This is a genomic window from Pseudomonas sp. I8001, from assembly GCF_013385345.1.
Classification (GTDB): Bacteria; Pseudomonadota; Gammaproteobacteria; order Pseudomonadales; family Pseudomonadaceae; genus Aquipseudomonas.
The window spans coordinates 245,276-262,503 of record NZ_JACAQC010000011.1; the positions used below are offsets into that span (position 1 = coordinate 245,276).

Annotated in this window: 14 protein-coding genes and 2 pseudogenes; 10 read left to right on the forward strand and 6 right to left on the reverse strand. The window is 62.9% G+C overall.

Annotated elements, in window-relative coordinates:
- Positions 1-60: 60 nt before the first annotated feature.
- Complete coding sequence (locus HX839_RS12195) at positions 61-1,383, reverse strand: OprD family porin (protein ID WP_177067086.1); 1,323 nt, start codon at positions 1,381-1,383, stop codon at positions 61-63.
- A gap of 351 nt (positions 1,384-1,734) precedes the next feature.
- Between HX839_RS12195 and HX839_RS12200 the strand changes: the two genes are divergently transcribed.
- From HX839_RS12200 to HX839_RS12215, 5 genes and pseudogenes are all read left to right on the forward strand, one after another.
- The gene (locus tag HX839_RS12200) at positions 1,735-2,709 is read left to right on the forward strand and encodes a D-glycerate dehydrogenase (protein WP_177067087.1); all 975 of its coding nucleotides are present in this window, start codon (positions 1,735-1,737) and stop codon (positions 2,707-2,709) included.
- 24 nt (positions 2,710-2,733) lie between these two features.
- Positions 2,734-2,832 (forward strand): annotated as a pseudogene (locus HX839_RS31565) (outer membrane lipoprotein carrier protein LolA); the annotation flags it as partial.
- A 51-nt stretch (positions 2,833-2,883) separates the two neighbouring features.
- Positions 2,884-3,786 carry a chemotaxis protein CheV gene (locus HX839_RS12205; RefSeq protein WP_102369883.1) on the forward strand — a complete coding sequence of 301 codons (903 nt, stop codon included), beginning with the start codon at positions 2,884-2,886 and terminating at the stop codon, positions 3,784-3,786.
- A 3-nt stretch (positions 3,787-3,789) separates the two neighbouring features.
- Complete coding sequence (locus tag HX839_RS12210; RefSeq protein WP_008434201.1) at positions 3,790-4,272, forward strand: N-acetyltransferase; 483 nt, start codon at positions 3,790-3,792, stop codon at positions 4,270-4,272.
- Between the two features lie 108 nt (positions 4,273-4,380).
- Positions 4,381-5,124, forward strand: coding sequence for a YkgJ family cysteine cluster protein (locus HX839_RS12215; protein WP_003216242.1), 744 nt, complete (start codon positions 4,381-4,383; stop codon positions 5,122-5,124).
- Positions 5,125-5,127: 3 nt separating this feature from the next.
- Here HX839_RS12215 and HX839_RS12220 read toward each other — a convergent pair whose 3' ends face one another.
- The 4 genes and pseudogenes from HX839_RS12220 to HX839_RS12230 form a co-directional block, all read right to left on the reverse strand.
- Positions 5,128-6,174 (reverse strand): methyl-accepting chemotaxis protein, encoded by a 1,047-nt coding sequence (locus HX839_RS12220; protein ID WP_371132889.1) that lies wholly within the window; start codon positions 6,172-6,174, stop codon positions 5,128-5,130.
- A 246-nt stretch (positions 6,175-6,420) separates the two neighbouring features.
- Positions 6,421-6,702 (reverse strand): annotated as a pseudogene (locus HX839_RS31845) (PAS domain-containing protein); the annotation flags it as partial.
- Between the two features lie 107 nt (positions 6,703-6,809).
- A complete protein-coding gene (locus HX839_RS12225; protein ID WP_008434195.1) occupies positions 6,810-7,601 on the reverse strand; it encodes a transporter substrate-binding domain-containing protein in 792 nt (263 codons plus the stop codon).
- A gap of 169 nt (positions 7,602-7,770) precedes the next feature.
- Positions 7,771-8,013: a hypothetical protein gene (locus HX839_RS12230; RefSeq protein WP_003216247.1), complete on the reverse strand. Its 243-nt coding sequence runs from the start codon at positions 8,011-8,013 to the stop codon at positions 7,771-7,773.
- A 214-nt stretch (positions 8,014-8,227) separates the two neighbouring features.
- Here HX839_RS12230 and HX839_RS12235 point away from each other — a divergent pair, with 214 nt between their 5' ends.
- From HX839_RS12235 to HX839_RS12250, 4 genes are read left to right on the forward strand one after another with little or no spacing between them, the layout of a single operon-like run.
- Entirely contained in the window at positions 8,228-9,394 is a 1,167-nt protein-coding gene (locus HX839_RS12235) for an efflux RND transporter periplasmic adaptor subunit (protein ID WP_003216249.1), read from the forward strand.
- Positions 9,391-12,486 carry a multidrug efflux RND transporter permease subunit gene (locus tag HX839_RS12240; RefSeq protein WP_008434191.1) on the forward strand — a complete coding sequence of 1,032 codons (3,096 nt, stop codon included), beginning with the start codon at positions 9,391-9,393 and terminating at the stop codon, positions 12,484-12,486. Before HX839_RS12235 ends, HX839_RS12240 begins: the two co-directional genes overlap by 4 nt.
- Positions 12,487-12,517: 31 nt before the next feature.
- Positions 12,518-13,195, forward strand: coding sequence for a heavy metal response regulator transcription factor (locus HX839_RS12245; protein ID WP_003216255.1), 678 nt, complete (start codon positions 12,518-12,520; stop codon positions 13,193-13,195).
- The gene (locus HX839_RS12250) at positions 13,185-14,549 is read left to right on the forward strand and encodes a heavy metal sensor histidine kinase (RefSeq protein WP_003216256.1); all 1,365 of its coding nucleotides are present in this window, start codon (positions 13,185-13,187) and stop codon (positions 14,547-14,549) included. The genes HX839_RS12245 and HX839_RS12250 overlap by 11 nt, the downstream gene beginning before the upstream one ends.
- A gap of 13 nt (positions 14,550-14,562) precedes the next feature.
- Here HX839_RS12250 and HX839_RS12255 read toward each other — a convergent pair whose 3' ends face one another.
- Positions 14,563-15,531, reverse strand: coding sequence for a LysR family transcriptional regulator (locus HX839_RS12255; protein WP_003216257.1), 969 nt, complete (start codon positions 15,529-15,531; stop codon positions 14,563-14,565).
- A 182-nt stretch (positions 15,532-15,713) separates the two neighbouring features.
- Here HX839_RS12255 and HX839_RS12260 point away from each other — a divergent pair, with 182 nt between their 5' ends.
- Entirely contained in the window at positions 15,714-17,225 is a 1,512-nt protein-coding gene (locus HX839_RS12260; protein ID WP_177067088.1) for an efflux transporter outer membrane subunit, read from the forward strand.
- Positions 17,226-17,228 lie beyond the last annotated feature (3 nt).

A 17,228-nucleotide genomic window follows, 5' to 3' on the forward strand; every position in this document is an offset into this window, starting at 1 on the left:
TGGCAGTTTAGTTCCATGCTGTGAAAAATAAGTCGTCGCCGCTAAAAGAAAGCCTGAAGGTTAAAAAACGTCAATCGGATAGTCGACGATCACGCGGTACTCATCCACGTCCCGGTCCACTGCCGCGTAGCCATTGCCGCCGCGATTGGTCGCCCATTGCAGGCGCACGGCCAGGTCCTTGGCCTTGCCGCCTTGCACCACGTACTTGAGGTCGATGTCCCGTTCCCAGTGCTTGGCGTTCTTGCCGTCGGCACTGTACCAGGATGAGTAACCACGGCTGTCCGGATCGACCGTGGTCAGGTCGGTCTTGCCGCTGATATACGACACCGCCGAGGTCAGGCCCGGCAGGCCCCGCCCGACGAAGTCATAGGCGTACTTGAGCTTCCACGAGCGCTCGTTGGGGCCGTTGAAGTCGGAGTATTGCTGGGAGTTGTCCAGGTAGATGCTGTCGCCCTGGCTGATGTAGTCGAACGGCGTGTTGCCGTTGACCCGCTGGTAGGCGGCGGTAACGCTGTGATTGCCCACGCCCACGGTGAAATGCAGGCTGTAGGTGTTGTTGTCGATGTTGCCCAGCAAGGCTTTGCCGGTCTCCTGGGTGTGGTAGTAGTGCAGGCCCGGGTTCAGGCTGACCAGCTCGTTCAACTGCCAGGTGTAGTCCAGGTCGTAGTAGTACTGGTTCCAGATGTCCTTGAGTTCGGACGCGTACAGGTTGCTGGTCAGCCCCGGCACGCCGCTGAAGGACACGCCGGCCCAGTCCAGGTGGCGGCTGTCTTCGCCATTGGGCAATGCGCCGTAGCTGGTGCCGATGCGGCGACGGCCGCTCTGGTTGTAGAGCTTGGTGAAGCTGGCCTGGCCGCCCTCGAACATCCAGCCGTCCAGGCTGTGGTTGGTCAGGCTCACGCCGCGGAAGGTCTGGGGCAGCATGCGGGTCATGCCGCCGGCAATCACCGGGTTGTTGAGGAACAGGTCGCCGGCTTTCAGTTCGGTGTCGAAGGCGCGCATTTTCAGGGTGGCGCCGGCGGTGGAGAACGAGCCGGGCGCTTTGCCGTTGCCGGAGCTTACCGGCAGGATGCTCGAGCCATCGGTGCCGCCACCGCCGTCGAGCTTGAGGCCGAGCATGGCGTTGGCGTCCAGGCCGAAGCCGACGATGCCGGGGGTGTAGCCGGATTCGAAGATGCCGATGAAGCCCTGGCCCCATTCCTTGCTGTCATCGGTGTGAATGTCGCGACGGTCGCGGTTCATGTAGTAGTTGCGGGTGTTGATCTTGAAGCTGGAACCTTCGACGAAGCCGTCGGTGGCCGGGGTGTCTGCCGCGTGGGCAAGGGGAACGATCGTTGCAGCAATCGCGAGGAATAACGGGGTGAACGTCAGCGAGGTTTTCACCGGTGGAGCTCCTTTGGGTCAATCGAAACCGGCCAGTGTTGTTGGGGTTCCTGGCCTTTTTTCAGCGCAAAAAAAAGCCGCTGAACTCAGCGGCTTTAAGACAGATTCCCAGTGTAGAGCCCTGGAAATAAGTCGAGGGAAATCGGGGGAGAGCGGGTCGGTCTTAACCGCTGCGCTCATCGATGCGACAAATTAGCGCAGGTGAGCGGTGCGATACAGAGTGTAACAAGATAATGACTGTTGCCCAAATCGCAACAGTCTGGCTGTGGGGTGTGAGGGCCGGCCTGACAAGCCCTACCCAAGAATGTTAGCGTGCTTGCCATTCCCACGTAGTCGATGAGCCTGCCTTCCATGAAAAAGACCGTCCTCGCCTTCAGCCGCGCCACCCCGGAAATGATCGAACGCCTGCAACAGGATTTCGATGTCATCGCCCCCAACCCCAAGCAGGGCGACATCAACGCCCAGTTCAACGAAGCCTTGCCCCATGCCCACGGCCTGATCGGCGTAGGCCGCAAACTGGGCCGCGCGCAACTGGAAGGTGCGAGCAAACTGGAAGTGGTTTCCAGCGTGTCGGTGGGCTACGACAACTACGACCTGGCGTACTTCAATGAGCGCGGGATCATGCTCACCAACACCCCGGATGTGCTCACCGAAAGCACCGCCGACCTGGCCTTCGCCCTGCTGATGAGCAGCGCCCGCCGCGTCGCCGAACTGGACGCCTGGACCAAGGCCGGCCAGTGGAAAGCCAGCGTCGGCGCGCCGTTGTTTGGCTGTGATGTACACGGCAAGACCCTGGGTATCGTCGGCATGGGCAACATCGGCGCGGCCGTCGCGCGTCGGGGTCGCCTGGGTTTCAATATGCCGATTCTGTACAGCGGCAACAGCCGCAAGACCGAACTGGAACAGGAACTCGGCGCGCAGTTTCGCAGCCTCGACCAGTTGCTGGCCGAAGCCGATTTCGTCTGCCTGGTGGTGCCACTGAGCGAGAAAACCCGCCACCTGATCAGCCATCGCGAGCTGGGCCTGATGAAATCCAGTGCGATCCTGGTGAACATCTCCCGTGGCCCGGTGGTGGATGAGCCGGCGCTGATCCAGGCCCTGCAAAACCACACAATCCGTGGTGCCGGCCTGGATGTGTACGAGCAGGAGCCGCTGTCCGAGTCGCCGCTGTTCCAACTGAGCAATGCGGTGACCCTGCCGCACATCGGCTCGGCCACCAACGAGACCCGCGAAGCCATGGCCAACCGCGCCCTGGAAAACCTGCGCAGCGCCTTGCTGGGCGAGCGTCCGCAGGATCTGGTAAACCCGCAGGTGTGGAAGGGCTGACGACTGCTTGTTGTAGGAGCGAGCTTGCTCGCGAAAAGCGTCAACGATAACGCGGGCATCCTGGATAAACACAGCGCCCTCAGGTTTTTCGCGAGCAAGCTCGCTCCTACAGTTTTTCGCGTGCAAGTCGATAACGGTCTATAGATCGTCATCCCTGATCCACAGAAGGTTTTTATGTCCACCACCAAAGCCCGCGCAGATTCACTCTCGCTTCTGCTCTTTACCTTGCGCAGCGGCAAGCTGATGGCGATCAACCTGCTGAAAGTCAGTGAAATCATTCCCTGCCCACCGCTGACCAAGCTGCCGGAGTCGCACCCCCACGTCAAAGGCATCGCCACCTTGCGCGGCACCGCGTTGTCGGTGATCGACCTGAGCCGCGCCCTGGGGGAGATGCCCCTGCAAGACCCGGACGGCGGCTGCCTGATCGTCACCGATGTCAGCCGTTCCAAGCAGGGCCTGCATGTGCAGGCGGTGAGCAAGATCGTGCACTGCCTGACCACCGACATTCGCCCGCCGCCGTTTGGTTCCGGCGGTACGCGTTCGTTTATCACCGGCGTGACCCAGGTCGAAGGCGCCCTGGTGCAAGTGCTGGACATCGAGAAAGTCATCCACGGCATCGCCCCGGCGCAGATCGAAGCGGCGCCCACCGACCTGACCATGGAAGAGGCCGAAGTGCTGGGCAACGCCCGAATCCTGGTGGTGGACGACAGCCAGGTGGCCCTGCAGCAATCGGTGCACACCCTGCGCAACCTCGGCCTCACGTGCCACACCGCCCGCAGCGCCAAGGAAGCCATTGACCGTTTGCTGGAGCTGCAAGGCACCGTCGAGCAAATCAACGTGGTGGTCTCGGACATCGAAATGTCCGAAATGGACGGCTACGCCTTTACCCGCACCCTGCGGGAAACCCCGGACTTCCAGGACCTCTATGTGCTGCTGCACACCTCCCTGGACAGTGCGATGAACAGCGAAAAAGCCCGCTTGGCCGGCGCCAATGCGGTACTCACCAAGTTTTCTTCGCCGGAACTGACCAAGTGCCTGGTGGTAGCCGCCCAGACCGTGGCGCAACAGGGCCTGTGACCGGTGGGTGAATATTTCCAGCTGCTGCGCCGCGACCTCACCGGCAGCCTGCCCGCCCCGCAGTGGCCGGCGGATATCCAGCTGGATCATTACCGCGAAGCCATGGCCCCGGCGATCCATGCGGTATTGAGCCTGGCCCAGGAACAAGGCGGCGGACGGGTCGGCTCCCTTGAGCACTGGCGCCAGCAGTTCGTTACCGATGCCGAGTTCGACCCCAAACTGTGCCTGGTGGCGAGTAACGCCAGCGGCATCCTGGGTGTGTCCCAATGCTGGACCAGCGCCTACATCAAGAACCTGGCCATTCACCCCTGTGCCCAGGGCATGGGGTTGGGCCGTGCGTTATTGCTGCACACCTTCCAGGTGTTCAAGCAACGCGGCGAAGCGTTTGTCGACCTCAAGGTGCTGGAGTCCAACTTGCGGGCACGGCAGCTGTATGAACGTGCGGGCATGGTGTTTGTGCTTCGCGACCTTGTCCCCGAGGACTGACGGCGCTGGCGCATAACTTGCTTTGCACAGAGGCAGAACGGTGAACAGAGGCAAAAACCCGCCACCGTTCATGAGTGCCTTCTGACCTTGCCTGGTGACAGATCCTCCATGAATACCCATTTTTCCTGCGTCGGTTGCGGCAAATGCTGCACCGACCACCATGTGCCCTTGACCCTCGAAGAAGCCCGCAGCTGGGCGGCTGACGGCGGTAATGTCATCGTGCTGGTGGAAGGTTTCCTGGGCAGTGGCCTGGGGCTGCCCGAGTTGCAACGTGACCACGCGCAACGCCGTTCCGCCATCGTGCCCAGCGGCAATACCGAGGCGTATGTGGCAATCACCTTTGCCGCCTATAACGCCGGGCGCTGCCGGAATCTTGACGAAGACGACCGTTGCCGCATTTACGAGCGGCGGCCGTTGGTGTGCCGCATCTACCCGATGGAGATCAATCCGCACATCCCGTTGAACCCGGCAGCCAAGGACTGCCCGCCGGAATCCTGGGAGCAGGGGCCGGCGCTGATCGTGGGGGGCGAGTTGATGGACAAGGAGCTGGCCGAGTTGATCCGCCGCTCACGCCAGGCTGACCGCGATGATATCCAGGCCAAGGAAGCCGTGTGCGGGTTGCTGGGCATCCATACCACGGCGCTCAAGGGCGATGGGTTTACCGCGTACTTGCCCGACATGGGCCTGTTTGCCCAGGCGATCGAGTTGGCGACGCAAGAAGTCGTGCAGGCCAATGAGTGGGTGTTTCATGTGTCCGGGATGGACATTGCCGAGCAACTGCTGGATGCCGGCGCCCGGATTGCCACCGAGGTGCCGGCGAACTACGCCTTCATTTCATTGCGGGCGGCTTAAGCGCTAGCGCCGCTTGCCCCAGAATTCCTCCGCCAACCGCCGCAAGTCATCCGCCAGCCCCGCCACGTCCCCTGAGCTGAGCTGGCTCTGCTGGCCAGCGCTGACCGTCACTTCCCCGGCATTGCGAATGCCGATGATGTTGCGATTGATGTCTTCGCTCACCGCACTCTGTTCTTCCACCGCCGCCGCGATCTGCTGGCTCATGGCGGTAATTCGGGTCACTCGCTGGCTGATCCCATCCAGTGCGGCAGCGGCGCGCTGGGCCTGATCGACGCTGGCCTCCACATGCTGGCTGCTTTGCGCCATCGCCTGCACCGCATCCCGGGCGCCGCCTTGCAGGGTGCTGATCATGCGCTGGATCTCATTGGTCGAATCCTGCGTACGCTGGGCCAGGCCTCGTACCTCATCGGCCACCACAGCAAACCCGCGTCCTTGCTCCCCGGCCCGCGCCGCTTCGATGGCGGCATTCAGCGCCAGCAGGTTGGTCTGTTCGGCAATCGCCCGGATCACTTCCAGCACCCCGGAAATATCGCCGCTGTGGCTTTCCAGTTGATGGATCACTGCGGTGGCCCGCGCCAGTTCCTCGGACAAACGCAGCACCGCGTCGCGGCTTTCATCCACCCGTTGATGGCCCTCGCGGGTTTCGCTGCCGGCCTGGTCAGCGGCCCTGGACGCCTGCAGCGCGTGCTCGGCGACTTGCGCCACGCTGGCGGCCATTTGATTGATCGCGGCGGCGACCTGATCCGTCTGGGTCTGTTGGCCGAGGCTGCTGGTGTGGCTGCTGTCCAGTTGTTGCACCAGCGCCGCGGCATGGCCGGACAGACGTTGCGACGCATCGCCAATCCGGCCGACCACTGCGCCCACCTGGGCCTCCAGCATCTGCATGGCAAACTCGATACGCCCGAACTCGTCCTTGCGCCCGGTGTAGATCGCCTGGCTCAGCGGGTTATCGGCAATCAGCCGTGCCCGCTGGTTCAACTGTGCCAGGGGCCGTAACAAGCCATGCACACCCGCTACCCCCACGGCGCAGGCCGCCGTTCCCGCCAGCAGTTGCCAGGTCAGCGGATAAGTCGCCAGCCCAAGGCCCAATGCCCAGGTTGCGGCGCAAGCCCCCAGGACCCATGCCGACAGCTTGAAGGTCATGCCCACCACGGGCCGTGCTCGCCGAGTGCCGGCACGCAGGCGGGCATAGGCCCGTTCGGCCCGATGCACCCGCCGTGCATCGGGCTTGGTGCGCACCGATTGATACTCCACCGTCACGCCGTCCCGGGTGACCGGCGTGGCATAGGCACTGACCCAATAGTGATCGCCGTTCTTGCAGCGATTTTTCACCATGCCCATCCACGAGCGACCGCTTTTCAATACCTGCCACATGTGCGCAAACGCCGCGGCCGGCATGTCCGGGTGACGCAGCAGGTTGTGCGGCGTGCCCAGCAGCTCCTCGCGGGTGTAGCCGCTGATATCGATGAAGTCCTGGTTGGCGTAGGTAATTGCGCTGGTCAGGTCGGTGGTCGAGAGGATATTGGCGTCGGGGGCAAAATCCACATTTCGACCGGTGACCGGCAGATTGATCTTCATGGAAAAGCGCGCTCGTGATTGTTGGAGGAGTCGGCAGGGCGTCGACTCTAAGCGCACCGGTTGGGCAAATACTGATCCAGCTCATGTTCCGCGCAATTAATTGGCCATTACGGTCTGGAGAGCGGCGCGTCCAGGCGGTAGGGCTCGATGATGCGTTGGTATTCGCCGCTCTGCTTCAGTTGCTCGAGGGCGTGATTGAGGGCGCTGCGCAAGGCGGTGTCGGGCTTGCGTAGTGCGATCGCCACGCCGTTACCCAGCAGTTCGGTGGAGACGTGAGGGCCGAGGAAGTCGAAAACCTGACCATCAGCGGTGTCGAGCAGCGCCTCACGGATTTCCACGGTGCCTTGCAATGTTGCATCGATGTCGCCTGCCAGCAGGCTGCGGATCAGCTCGTCATTGCGCCAGAATGCCTTGACGATGACCCCCTTGGGCGCCCACTTCGACAGGGCGAAGGCTTCGCGGTTGCTGCCCACCAGAACGCCCACGCGCTTGCCCTTCAGTGACCGTGGGGTCGGCTTCAACCCTGATGTCTTGCGGGCCACCAGGCGCGTGGTGATCGGATAAAGGTTATCGGTGAAATTCACCCGCTGGCGCCGTTTCAGTGTAGGGGCCATGCCCATGATCGCGTCGAATTGCCTGGCTTCAAGGGCGGGGAAGTTTTCCACAAGGACCTGGTCGACCCAGGTACACCGCACATTGAGCTGTATGCACAGGGCATTGCCCAGCTCGATGTTCAGCCCTGCAAGCTGGCCATGTTGATTGCGGCTTTGGAAGGGTGGAAATTGCGCAGCAACGGCGAAACGAATTTCATGCCGTGGTTGACCGCTGGCCGCAGTGGTGGAGAAAACGCTGGCCATCAGCGACAACAACAGCACGACACAGGTGCGTATCAGAACCACAGGGGACGTCCTTTTCCAGAAAACCAGCTTTACCACGTCCAGCCCCGAGCGAAAGAGTCGGGGCAAGCGGGTGTCATGCAAGCTTTCAAGAATTGGCCGCAGGCCTACAAGGCGAAACGTCAGTAACTGTTGTAGGCATAAATCTCCATTGCGGAGGATTTATTACCGGTCAGCGCTTGCCCATCGAGCGACGGGTGCCGGGAGGCGCCATGCCCGGGCTCTTGGTGTGGCCGTTCTTGGCGCCGTTTTTGTACCACGGCTGGCTGGCGTTTTTCGCCCCGGCCAGTTCGCCCGGCTTGAACGGAAACTTGAACGCCGGGATCTCGGCCTTGGTTTCGCCTTCGACGCTGTCAGGGTTGGCCTGTTGGTCGATGTCGACCGCTTCAACAGCGGGTTGTGTCGGGGAATTCATGGTGGCTCCGGGGAGTACTGAAAATGACGCGGGCCCGACTTGCAGGCCACACCGCCGCGCAGTATACCTGCGCGCCTCGGATCTTTAACCACTGCTCGTACGAATGGTCGGACTTTACTGACGGCGCTGTCAGTTAGCAGTCACTTTGCTGACCCGGTTGGCGGGCTATAAAGAGCCTTCATTCTTCCGATCCTTTGCCCTGGCGCCTCACCCCATGCACATTCAACGAAAACCTGCCTTGATCGTGGGCGTCCTTGTGGTACTGGCCGTGGTTGCCTGGGTGGTGACCCGCCCGGCCAAGACCAAACTGACCGCATCGTCGGCGATCCCGGTGCGGGTGATCAGCGTCAAACAGCAGGACATCCCGCGGTTTGTCAGCGGCATCGGCTCGGTGCTGTCGTTGCACAGTGTGGTGATTCGCCCGCAGATCGACGGCATCCTTACCAAATTGCTGGTCAAGGAAGGTCAACTGGTGAAGGCCGGCGACCTGCTGGCGACCATTGATGACCGCTCGATCCGCGCCAGCCTGGACCAGGCCAAGGCGCAACTCGGGGAAAGCCAGGCGCAACTGCAAGTCGCGCTGGTCAACCTCAAGCGCTACAAGGAACTGAGCATCGACGACGGCGTGTCCAAGCAGACCTATGACCAGCAACAAGCCCTGGTCAACCAGCTCAAGGCCACGGCCCAAGGCAACCAGGCCGCGATTGATTCGGCCCAGGTGCAGCTTTCGTACACCCAGATTCGCTCGCCGGTTACCGGTCGCGTCGGGATTCGCACGGTGGATGAAGGCAACTTCCTGCGCATGAGCGACACCCAGGGCTTGTTCTCCGTGACCCAGATCGACCCGATTGCCGTCGAGTTCTCCCTGCCGCAACAGATGCTGCCGACCCTGCAAGGCCTGATCGCCGCGCAACTGCCCGCCGACGTCAACGCCTACATGGGCGCCGACACCGACGGCCAGACCGGCGACCTGCTGGGGGAGGGCCGCCTGAGCCTGATCGACAACCAGATCAGCGGCACCACCGGCACCATCCGCGCCAAGGCCGAGTTCAGCAACGGCGCACAGAAACTCTGGCCGGGGCAGTTGGTGACGATCCGCATCCAGACCGCCCTGCACAAAAATGCCCTGGTGGTGCCGCCTACCGTGGTGCAACGCGGCCTGGATTCGCACTTCGTGTACCGGCTCAAGGGTGACAAGGTTGAGGTGGTGCCGGTGCAGGTGCTGTACCAGAACAGCGACATGAACATCCTCCAGGGTGTGCAGGCCGGCGATGTGCTGGTCAGCGACGGCCAGTCCCGGCTCAAGGCGGGCGCCCAGGTCGATGTGCTCAAGGAGCCGCCGCAGGTGATCCAGACCGTTGATGCCAAGGTGCAGCCATGAGTGGCAGTCGTTCGCCGTCGGCCTGGTGCGTCGACCACCCGGTCGCCACCTTGCTGCTGACCTTCGCTTTGGTATTGCTCGGGATGATTGCCTTTCCACGCCTGGCCATCGCCCCACTGCCGGAAGCGGAATTTCCGACGATCCAGGTCAGTGCCACGCTGCCCGGCGCCAGCCCGGACACCATGGCTTCATCCGTGGCAACGCCGCTGGAGGTGCAATTCAGCGCCATCCCCGGCATGACCCAGATGACCTCCAGCAGTGCCTTGGGCTCCAGCCTGCTGACCCTGCAATTCACCCTCACCAAGAGCATCGACACCGCCGCCCAGGAAGTGCAGGCGGCGATCAACACCGCGTCCGGCAAACTGCCCAGCGACATGCCGAGCCTGCCGACCTGGAAGAAGGTCAACCCGGCGGACAGCCCGGTGCTGATCCTCAGCGTCAGCTCCGACAGCATGCCCAGCACCGAGCTGAGCGACTACGTGGAAACCCTGCTGGCCCGGCAGATCAGCCAGATCGATGGGGTCGGCCAGATCAACATTACCGGCCAGCAACGCCCGGCCATCCGGGTGCAGGCGTCGGCCGATAAACTCGCGGCCATCGGTCTGACCCTGGCGGACGTGCGCCTGGCGATCCAGCAATCGAGCCTGAACCTGGCCAAGGGCGCGATCTACGGCGAGAACAGCGTGTCGACCCTCTCGACCAACGACCAGTTGTTCCACCCCGAGGATTACGCCCAACTGATCGTGTCCTACAAGGACGGGGCACCTGTACAGCTGCGGGATATCGCCAAAGTCATCAACGGCTCGGAAAACGCCTACGTGCAGGCCTGGTCCGGCGACACCCCAGGCGTCAACCTGGTGATCTCCCGCCAGCCCGGCGCGAATATCGTCGAGACCGTGGACCGCATTCAAGCCGAACTGCCGCGCCTGCAAGCCATGCTGCCGGCCTCGGTGCAGGTCAGCGTGTTGACCGACCGCACCAAGACCATCCGCGCGTCCCTGCATGAAGTGGAAGTGACCCTGCTGATCGCCATCCTGCTGGTGGTGGCGGTGATGGCGCTGTTCCTGCGCCAGCTGTCGGCCACGTTGATCGTGTCCAGCGTGCTCGGCGTGTCGCTGGTGGCCAGTTTTGCCCTGATGTACCTGATGGGCTTCAGCCTGAACAACCTGACCCTGGTGGCGATCGTGATCGCCGTGGGGTTTGTGGTGGACGATGCGATCGTGGTGGTGGAGAACATTCACCGCCACCTGGAAGCGGGCCTCGACAAGCGCGAAGCCGCAATCAAGGGCGCGGGTGAAATCGGTTTTACCGTGGTCTCCATCAGCTTCTCGCTGGTGGCGGCGTTTATCCCGCTGCTGTTCATGGGCGGTGTCGTGGGGCGGTTGTTCAAGGAGTTTGCCTTGACAGCCACCTCGACCATCCTGATTTCGGTGGTGGTCTCGCTGACCCTGGCGCCGACCCTGGCCGCATTGTTCATGCGCGCGCCAACCCATCATGCCCACGACAAACCCGGTTTCAGCGAACGCCTGCTGGCCGGCTATGCGCGCAATCTGCGCCGCGCCCTGGCCCATCAACGCACCATGGCCGCGATCTTCATGGTGACCCTGGCCCTGGCCGTGGTCGGCTACGTGTTTATCCCCAAAGGTTTCTTTCCGGTACAAGACACCGGCTTCGTCCTCGGCACCAGCGAAGCGGCGGCCGACGTGTCGTTTCCGGACATGGTTGCCAAGCACAAGGCAATCGCCGAGATCGTCAAGGATGACCCGGCGGTGGAAGCGTTCTCCCATTCGGTGGGCGTGACCGGCAGCAACCAGACCATCGCCAACGGCCGGTTCTGGATTGCCTTGAAAGATCGCGGGGATCGCGACGTGTCGGCCAGCCAGTTTATCGACCGGATCCGCCCGAAACTGGCGAAAGTGCCGGGCATCGTCCTGTACCTGCGGGCCGGCCAGGACATCAACTTGAGCTCCGGCCCCAGCCGCGCCCAGTACCAGTACGTGCTCAAGAGCAATGACGGCCCGACCCTGAATACCTGGACCCAGCGCCTCACCGAAAAACTGCGGGCCAACCCGGCGTTCCGCGACCTGTCCAACGACTTGCAGCTGGGCGGCAGCATCACCCACATCAGCATCGACCGTCAGGCCGCCGCGCGGTTTGGCCTCACCGCCACCGATGTGGACCAGGCGCTGTACGACGCCTTCGGCCAGCGCCAGATCAACGAGTTCCAGACCGAGATCAACCAGTACCAGGTGGTGCTGGAACTGGACACCCAGCAACGCGGCAAGGCCGAAAGCCTGAACTACTTCTACCTGCGCTCGCCGCTGACCAACGAGATGGTACCGTTGTCGGCGGTGGCCAAGGTCGACCCGCCCACCGTCGGGCCCTTGTCCATCAGCCATGACGGCATGTTCCCGGCGGCCAACCTGTCGTTCAACCTGGCACCCGGCGTCGCGTTGGGCGATGCGGTGATCCTGCTCAACCAGGCGAAGAATGAAATCGGCATGCCGACCACCATCATCGGCAACTTCCAGGGCGCGGCCCAGGCGTTCCAGAGTTCATTGGCCAGCCAGCCCTGGCTGATCCTCGCGGCACTGGTGGCGGTCTACATTATCCTGGGTGTGCTGTACGAGAGCTTCGTGCACCCGCTGACGATCATCTCCACCTTGCCATCGGCGGGGTTGGGGGCGCTGATCATGTTGTCACTGATGGGCCAGGACTTTTCGATCATGGCGTTGATCGGCCTGGTGCTGCTGATCGGGATCGTGAAGAAGAACGGTATCCTGATGATCGACTTCGCCCTGGACGCCCAGCGCGTACGCGGCCTGCCGCCCGAGGAAGCGATTTATGAGGCGTGTGTCACGCGGTTCCGGCCGATCATCATGACCACCCTGGCCGCCCTGCTGGGTGCGGTGCCGCTGATGCTGGGCTCCGGCCCCGGCGCGGAAATGCGCCAGCCGTTGGGTATCGCGGTGGTGGGCGGGTTGCTGGTGAGCCAGGCGCTGACGCTGTTCACTACACCGGTCATATACTTGTACCTCGAGAAGTTTTTCCACAGACCCAAACCAGCTCCCCAGCTGGCAATCACACACTGAGGCTGAGGCCCCGTCCTGGAACAAAAGGCTCATGCGTGTACTGATTATTGAAGACGAAGAAAAAACCGCCGACTACCTGCACCGCGGCCTGACGGAGCAAGGCTATACCGTCGACGTCGCCCGTGAAGGCGTCGAAGGGTTGCACCTGGCCCTGGAGAACGATTACGCGGTCATCGTGCTCGACGTGATGCTGCCCGGCCTGGATGGCTTTGGCGTATTGCGCGCGCTGCGGGCGCGCAAGCAGACGCCGGTGATCATGCTCACCGCCCGCGAGCGCGTGGAAGACCGTATTCGCGGCCTGCGCGAAGGCGCGGATGATTACCTCGGCAAGCCGTTCTCGTTCCTCGAACTGGTGGCGCGCCTGCAAGCCCTTACCCGTCGCAGTGGCGGGCATGAGCCGGTGCAGGTGACCATCGCCGACCTGTGGATCGACCTGATCAGCCGCAAGGCCAGTCGCAACGGCGTTCGCCTGGACCTGACCGCCAAGGAGTTCTCGCTGCTCAGCGTATTGGCCCGGCGCCAGGGTGAAATCCTGTCCAAGACCTCGATTGCGGAAATGGTCTGGGATATCAATTTCGACAGCGACGCCAATGTGGTGGAAGTGGCGATCAAACGCCTGCGGGCCAAGCTCGACGGGCCGTTCGAACAGAAACTGCTGCACACCATCCGTGGCATGGGTTACGTGCTGGAGAACCGCAGTGTCGGCTAACTCCATCGCCCTGCGCCTGAGCGGCATGTTCACCCTGGTGGCGCTGCTGATCTTCCTGTTGATCGGCGGCGCGCTGTACCAGCAGGTGGACAAAGGCCTGGGCCTGCTGCCCGGGGCCGAGCTGGATGCGCGCTACAGCGTGCTGGAGTCTTCGGTCAATCGCTTCGGTACGCCGGACCATTGGGCGAAGATCACCGCCAAGCTCAAGTTGTTGGGAGAGGAAGACAAGCGCATTCGCTTCTGGGTGGTGAGCAGCGACCCGACCTACGAATACGGCAACCCGGACGCGCAGATTCGCGCCTTTGCCGCCGGCCCGACCGGCAAGCGCGACTTGCGCCTGCCGGGCCATGCCTACCCGTTCAAAGTATTGGTCAGCCAGTTTCCAGCCAAGGAGCAGCGCCCGCCGCTGCGTTTCCTGATCGCGGTCGACACCGAGAACTTCCGCGCCACCCAGCATCAACTGCTGGTGGCGCTGATCGGCCTGGCGTTTGTCGGCGTGCTGCTGGCCTCGCTGCTGGGGTTCTGGGTGGCGCGCATCGGTCTCAAGCCGCTGATCAAGCTGTCGGACGAGGCGCAGAAACTTGCACCGCCGAAACTCTCCGGGCGCCTGCAATTGTCGCCATTGCCGCCGGAGCTGAAGCAGTTCGTCAACTCCTTCAACTCGACCCTCGACCGGGTAGAACAGGCCTATTCGCGCCTGGAGTCATTCAACGCCGATGTGGCCCATGAGCTGCGCTCGCCGCTGACCAACCTGATCGGCCAGACCCAGGTGGCGCTGACCCGTGGGCGTTCGGCCGAGCATTATTTCGAGGTGCTGCAATCGAACCTCGAAGAGCTGGAACGGCTGCGCTCGATCATCAATGACATGCTGTTCCTGGCCAGTGCAGACCAGGGCAGCAAGGCCACCAAACTGATCACCAGTTCGCTGGCGGATGAAGTGGCGACCACCCTGGATTACCTGGACTTTATCCTCGAGGACGCCCAGGTGCAGGTGCGTGTGACCGGCGATGCCCAGGTGCAGATCGAGAAGGCGCACTTGCGCCGGGCGTTGATCAACCTGTTGAGCAATGCGGTGCAGCATACGGCGCCTGGCCAGGTGATCGAGGTGAAGATCGAAGTGCTGGAGGACCACGTGGCGATCGGGGTGACCAACCCGGGCGATGAGATTGCCAGCGAGCATCTGCCCCGGTTGTTCGAGCGGTTCTATCGGGTGGACGCGTCCCGCAGCAATAGTGGGGCGAATCACGGGTTGGGACTGGCGATCGTCAAGGCGATCGCGTTGATGCACGGCGGAGATGTGTTTGTGCGCAGCGAGGGCGGCGGCAACACCTTTGGCATTACGCTGCCGGTGTAGCGGCCGCCCCCCCTCAGTTACTCAGTCGTACCCCGCCCAAACTGCCACTTAGCTCATAGGCCGCCAGTTCCGCCTGATGCGCGGCCATGATTTCCGGCAGGGAACTGCGCAGGTATTCCACCCACGTCTTGATCTTCGCATCCAGGTATTGGCGCGACGGGTAGATGGCGTACAGGTTGAGCTCCTGGGAGCGGTAGTTGGGCATCACCCGCACCAGGGTGCCGTTGCGCAGCCCTTCAATCGCCGCATACACCGGTAACAGGCCAACGCCCATGCCGCTGGTGATCGCGGTCTTCATCGCATCCGCCGAGTTCACCAGGAACGGTGAGCTGTTGATCGCCACACTTTCCTGGCCTTCAGGGCCATTGAACGACCATTTATCCAGCTGAATCACCGGGCTGACCAGGCGCAGGCACGCGTGGTTGAGCAGGTCGCTGGGCCGTTGCGCGCAGCCGTTGGCCTTGACGTAGGCCGGCGAGGCACAGGCGATGCTGTAAGTTATCCCCAGGCGCTGCGAGACAAACCCCGAATCCGGCAACTCGCTGGCGAGCACGATGGACACGTCGTAACCCTCATCCAGCAGGTCCGGCACGCGGTTGGCCATGGTCAGGTCAAAGGTCACGTCCGGGTGGGTGCGGCGGTAGCGGGCAATCGCATCGATCACGAAGTGCTGGCCGATGCCGGTCATGGTGTGCACTTTCAGCTGCCCGGCGGGGCGGGCGTGGGCGTCGCTGGCTTCGGCTTCCGCTTCCTCGACATACGCCAGGATCTGCTCGCAACGCAGCAAATAGCGCTTGCCGGCCTCGGTCAGGGCGATGCGGCGGGTGGTGCGGTTGAGCAAACGGGTTTGCAGATGGGCCTCAAGGTTGGAGACCGCGCGCGAGACGTTGGCCGTGGTGGTATCCAGTTGCACGGCGGCGGCGGTGAAGCTGCCGGCTTCGGCCACACAACTGAAGGCGCGCATGTTTTGCAAGGTGTCCATTAAGGTGCTCTCAGGGGAGATGGCAAATTGTGACACGAAGTTGCAGGATCCAGTGATCCCTACGAACGGATTATCGCCTGAACGGTAACAAAGATTCACAAGAATCCCACCTTATCGCCATCCGGCCCGCCCCTTAGAATTGCGCCACCTTCCCCGCAACACCCTCTCAGGAATTCGCAGCAGTGCCGCGTCGCATCAGCAGAGAGCTGAAGACTCTCAGTGTTTGGGCCTTATCGTTAGCAATCAGCGGCTGCATCGGAACCGGAGGAATCTCCCCTCAAGGCCAGTCACTCGTCGCCAATACATTGGCCACCGACGAAGCGATCAAAAGCGCCGCCCAGGACGCCCACTGGCCCACCGCGCAATGGTGGCAAGCCTACGGCGACCCGCAACTCAACCACTGGATCGACCTCGCCGTGCAAGGCAGCCCGAGCATGGCCATGGCCGCTGCACGTGTGCGTGAAGCCCGGGCCATGGCCGGGATCGCCGAGTCGGCCGAGTCGTTGCAGGTCAATGGCGACGCCGCGCTCAAGCGCCATAACTGGCCGAGCGACCAATTCTACGGCCCAGGCGCGCTAGACAATTCCACCACCTGGGACAACAACGCGTCCCTGGGCTTGAGCTATGCCCTCGACCTCTGGGGCCGCGAAAGCAACGCCACCGAGCGCGCCGTGGACATGGCCCACATGAGCGCCGCCGAAGCGCGCCAGACGCAGCTCGAATTGCAGAACAACGTGGTGCGCGCCTATATCCAGCTGTCGTTGCACTTCGCCCAGCGCGATATCGTGGCCGCCACCCTGGCCCAGCAACAACAGATTCTCGACCTGGCGCAAAAGCGTTTGAATGGTGGGATCGGCACCCACTTCGAAGTCAGCCAGGCCGAGACGCCGCTGCCGGAAACCCATCGCCAGATGGACGCCCTGGATGAACAGATCGCCCTGAGTCGCAACCAGTTGGCCGCGCTGGCGGGCAAAGGGCCGGGGGCGGGCGCGCAGTTGCAGCGGCCCACCCTGTCCCTCGCGGCACCGCTGAAACTGCCGTCGAGCTTGCCCGCCGAACTGCTCGGCCAGCGCCCGGACGTGGTCGCCAGCCGCTGGCAAGTGGCGGCCCAGGCCCGTGGCATTGATGTGGCCCACGCCGGTTTCTACCCCAACGTCGACCTGGTGGGCAGCCTCGGCTACGTCGCCACCGGCGGCGGAATGCTGAGTTTCCTGACCGGCAAGAAACTCAACTACACCGCCGGCCCTGCCATCAGCCTGCCGATCTTCGACGGTGGCCGCCTGCGCTCGCAACTGGGTGAAGCCAGCGCCGGCTACGACATCGCCGTCGCGCACTACAACCAGACCCTGGTCAACGCGCTCAAGGGCATCAGCGACCAGTTGATCCGCCGCGAGTCGATGGACAAGCAGCAAGCCTTCGCCGCCGAATCGGTGGCCTCGGCGCAGAAAACCTATGACATCGCGATGATCGCCTACCAGCGCGGCCTCACCGACTACCTCAACGTGCTGAATGCCCAGAGCCTGTTGTTCCGCCAGCAGCAGGTGCAGCAGCAGGTCCAGGCCGCACGCCTGAGTGCCCACGCCGAACTGGTGACCGCGTTGGGCGGTGGCCTCGGTGCCGGCAGCGATGTACCTCAGGACAGCCAGACTTTACCGAGCAAGACCCCGGCGGCCCTCGCCGTGTTTGATCACTGAGTA

What these genes read in the sequence shown, in the direction of transcription:
- HX839_RS12200 (WP_177067087.1), top strand. Translation starts at nt 1,735, where the DNA reads ATGAAAAAGACCGTCCTCGCCTTCAGCCGCGCCACCCCGGAAATGATC.
- HX839_RS12205 (WP_102369883.1), top strand. Translation starts at nt 2,884, where the DNA reads ATGTCCACCACCAAAGCCCGCGCAGATTCACTCTCGCTTCTGCTCTTT.
- HX839_RS12215 (WP_003216242.1), top strand. Translation starts at nt 4,381, where the DNA reads ATGAATACCCATTTTTCCTGCGTCGGTTGCGGCAAATGCTGCACCGAC.
- HX839_RS12230 (WP_003216247.1), bottom strand. Translation starts at nt 8,013, where the DNA reads ATGAATTCCCCGACACAACCCGCTGTTGAAGCGGTCGACATCGACCAA.
- HX839_RS12235 (WP_003216249.1), top strand. Translation starts at nt 8,228, where the DNA reads ATGCACATTCAACGAAAACCTGCCTTGATCGTGGGCGTCCTTGTGGTA.
- HX839_RS12240 (WP_008434191.1), top strand. Translation starts at nt 9,391, where the DNA reads ATGAGTGGCAGTCGTTCGCCGTCGGCCTGGTGCGTCGACCACCCGGTC.
- HX839_RS12245 (WP_003216255.1), top strand. Translation starts at nt 12,518, where the DNA reads ATGCGTGTACTGATTATTGAAGACGAAGAAAAAACCGCCGACTACCTG.
- HX839_RS12255 (WP_003216257.1), bottom strand. Translation starts at nt 15,531, where the DNA reads ATGGACACCTTGCAAAACATGCGCGCCTTCAGTTGTGTGGCCGAAGCC.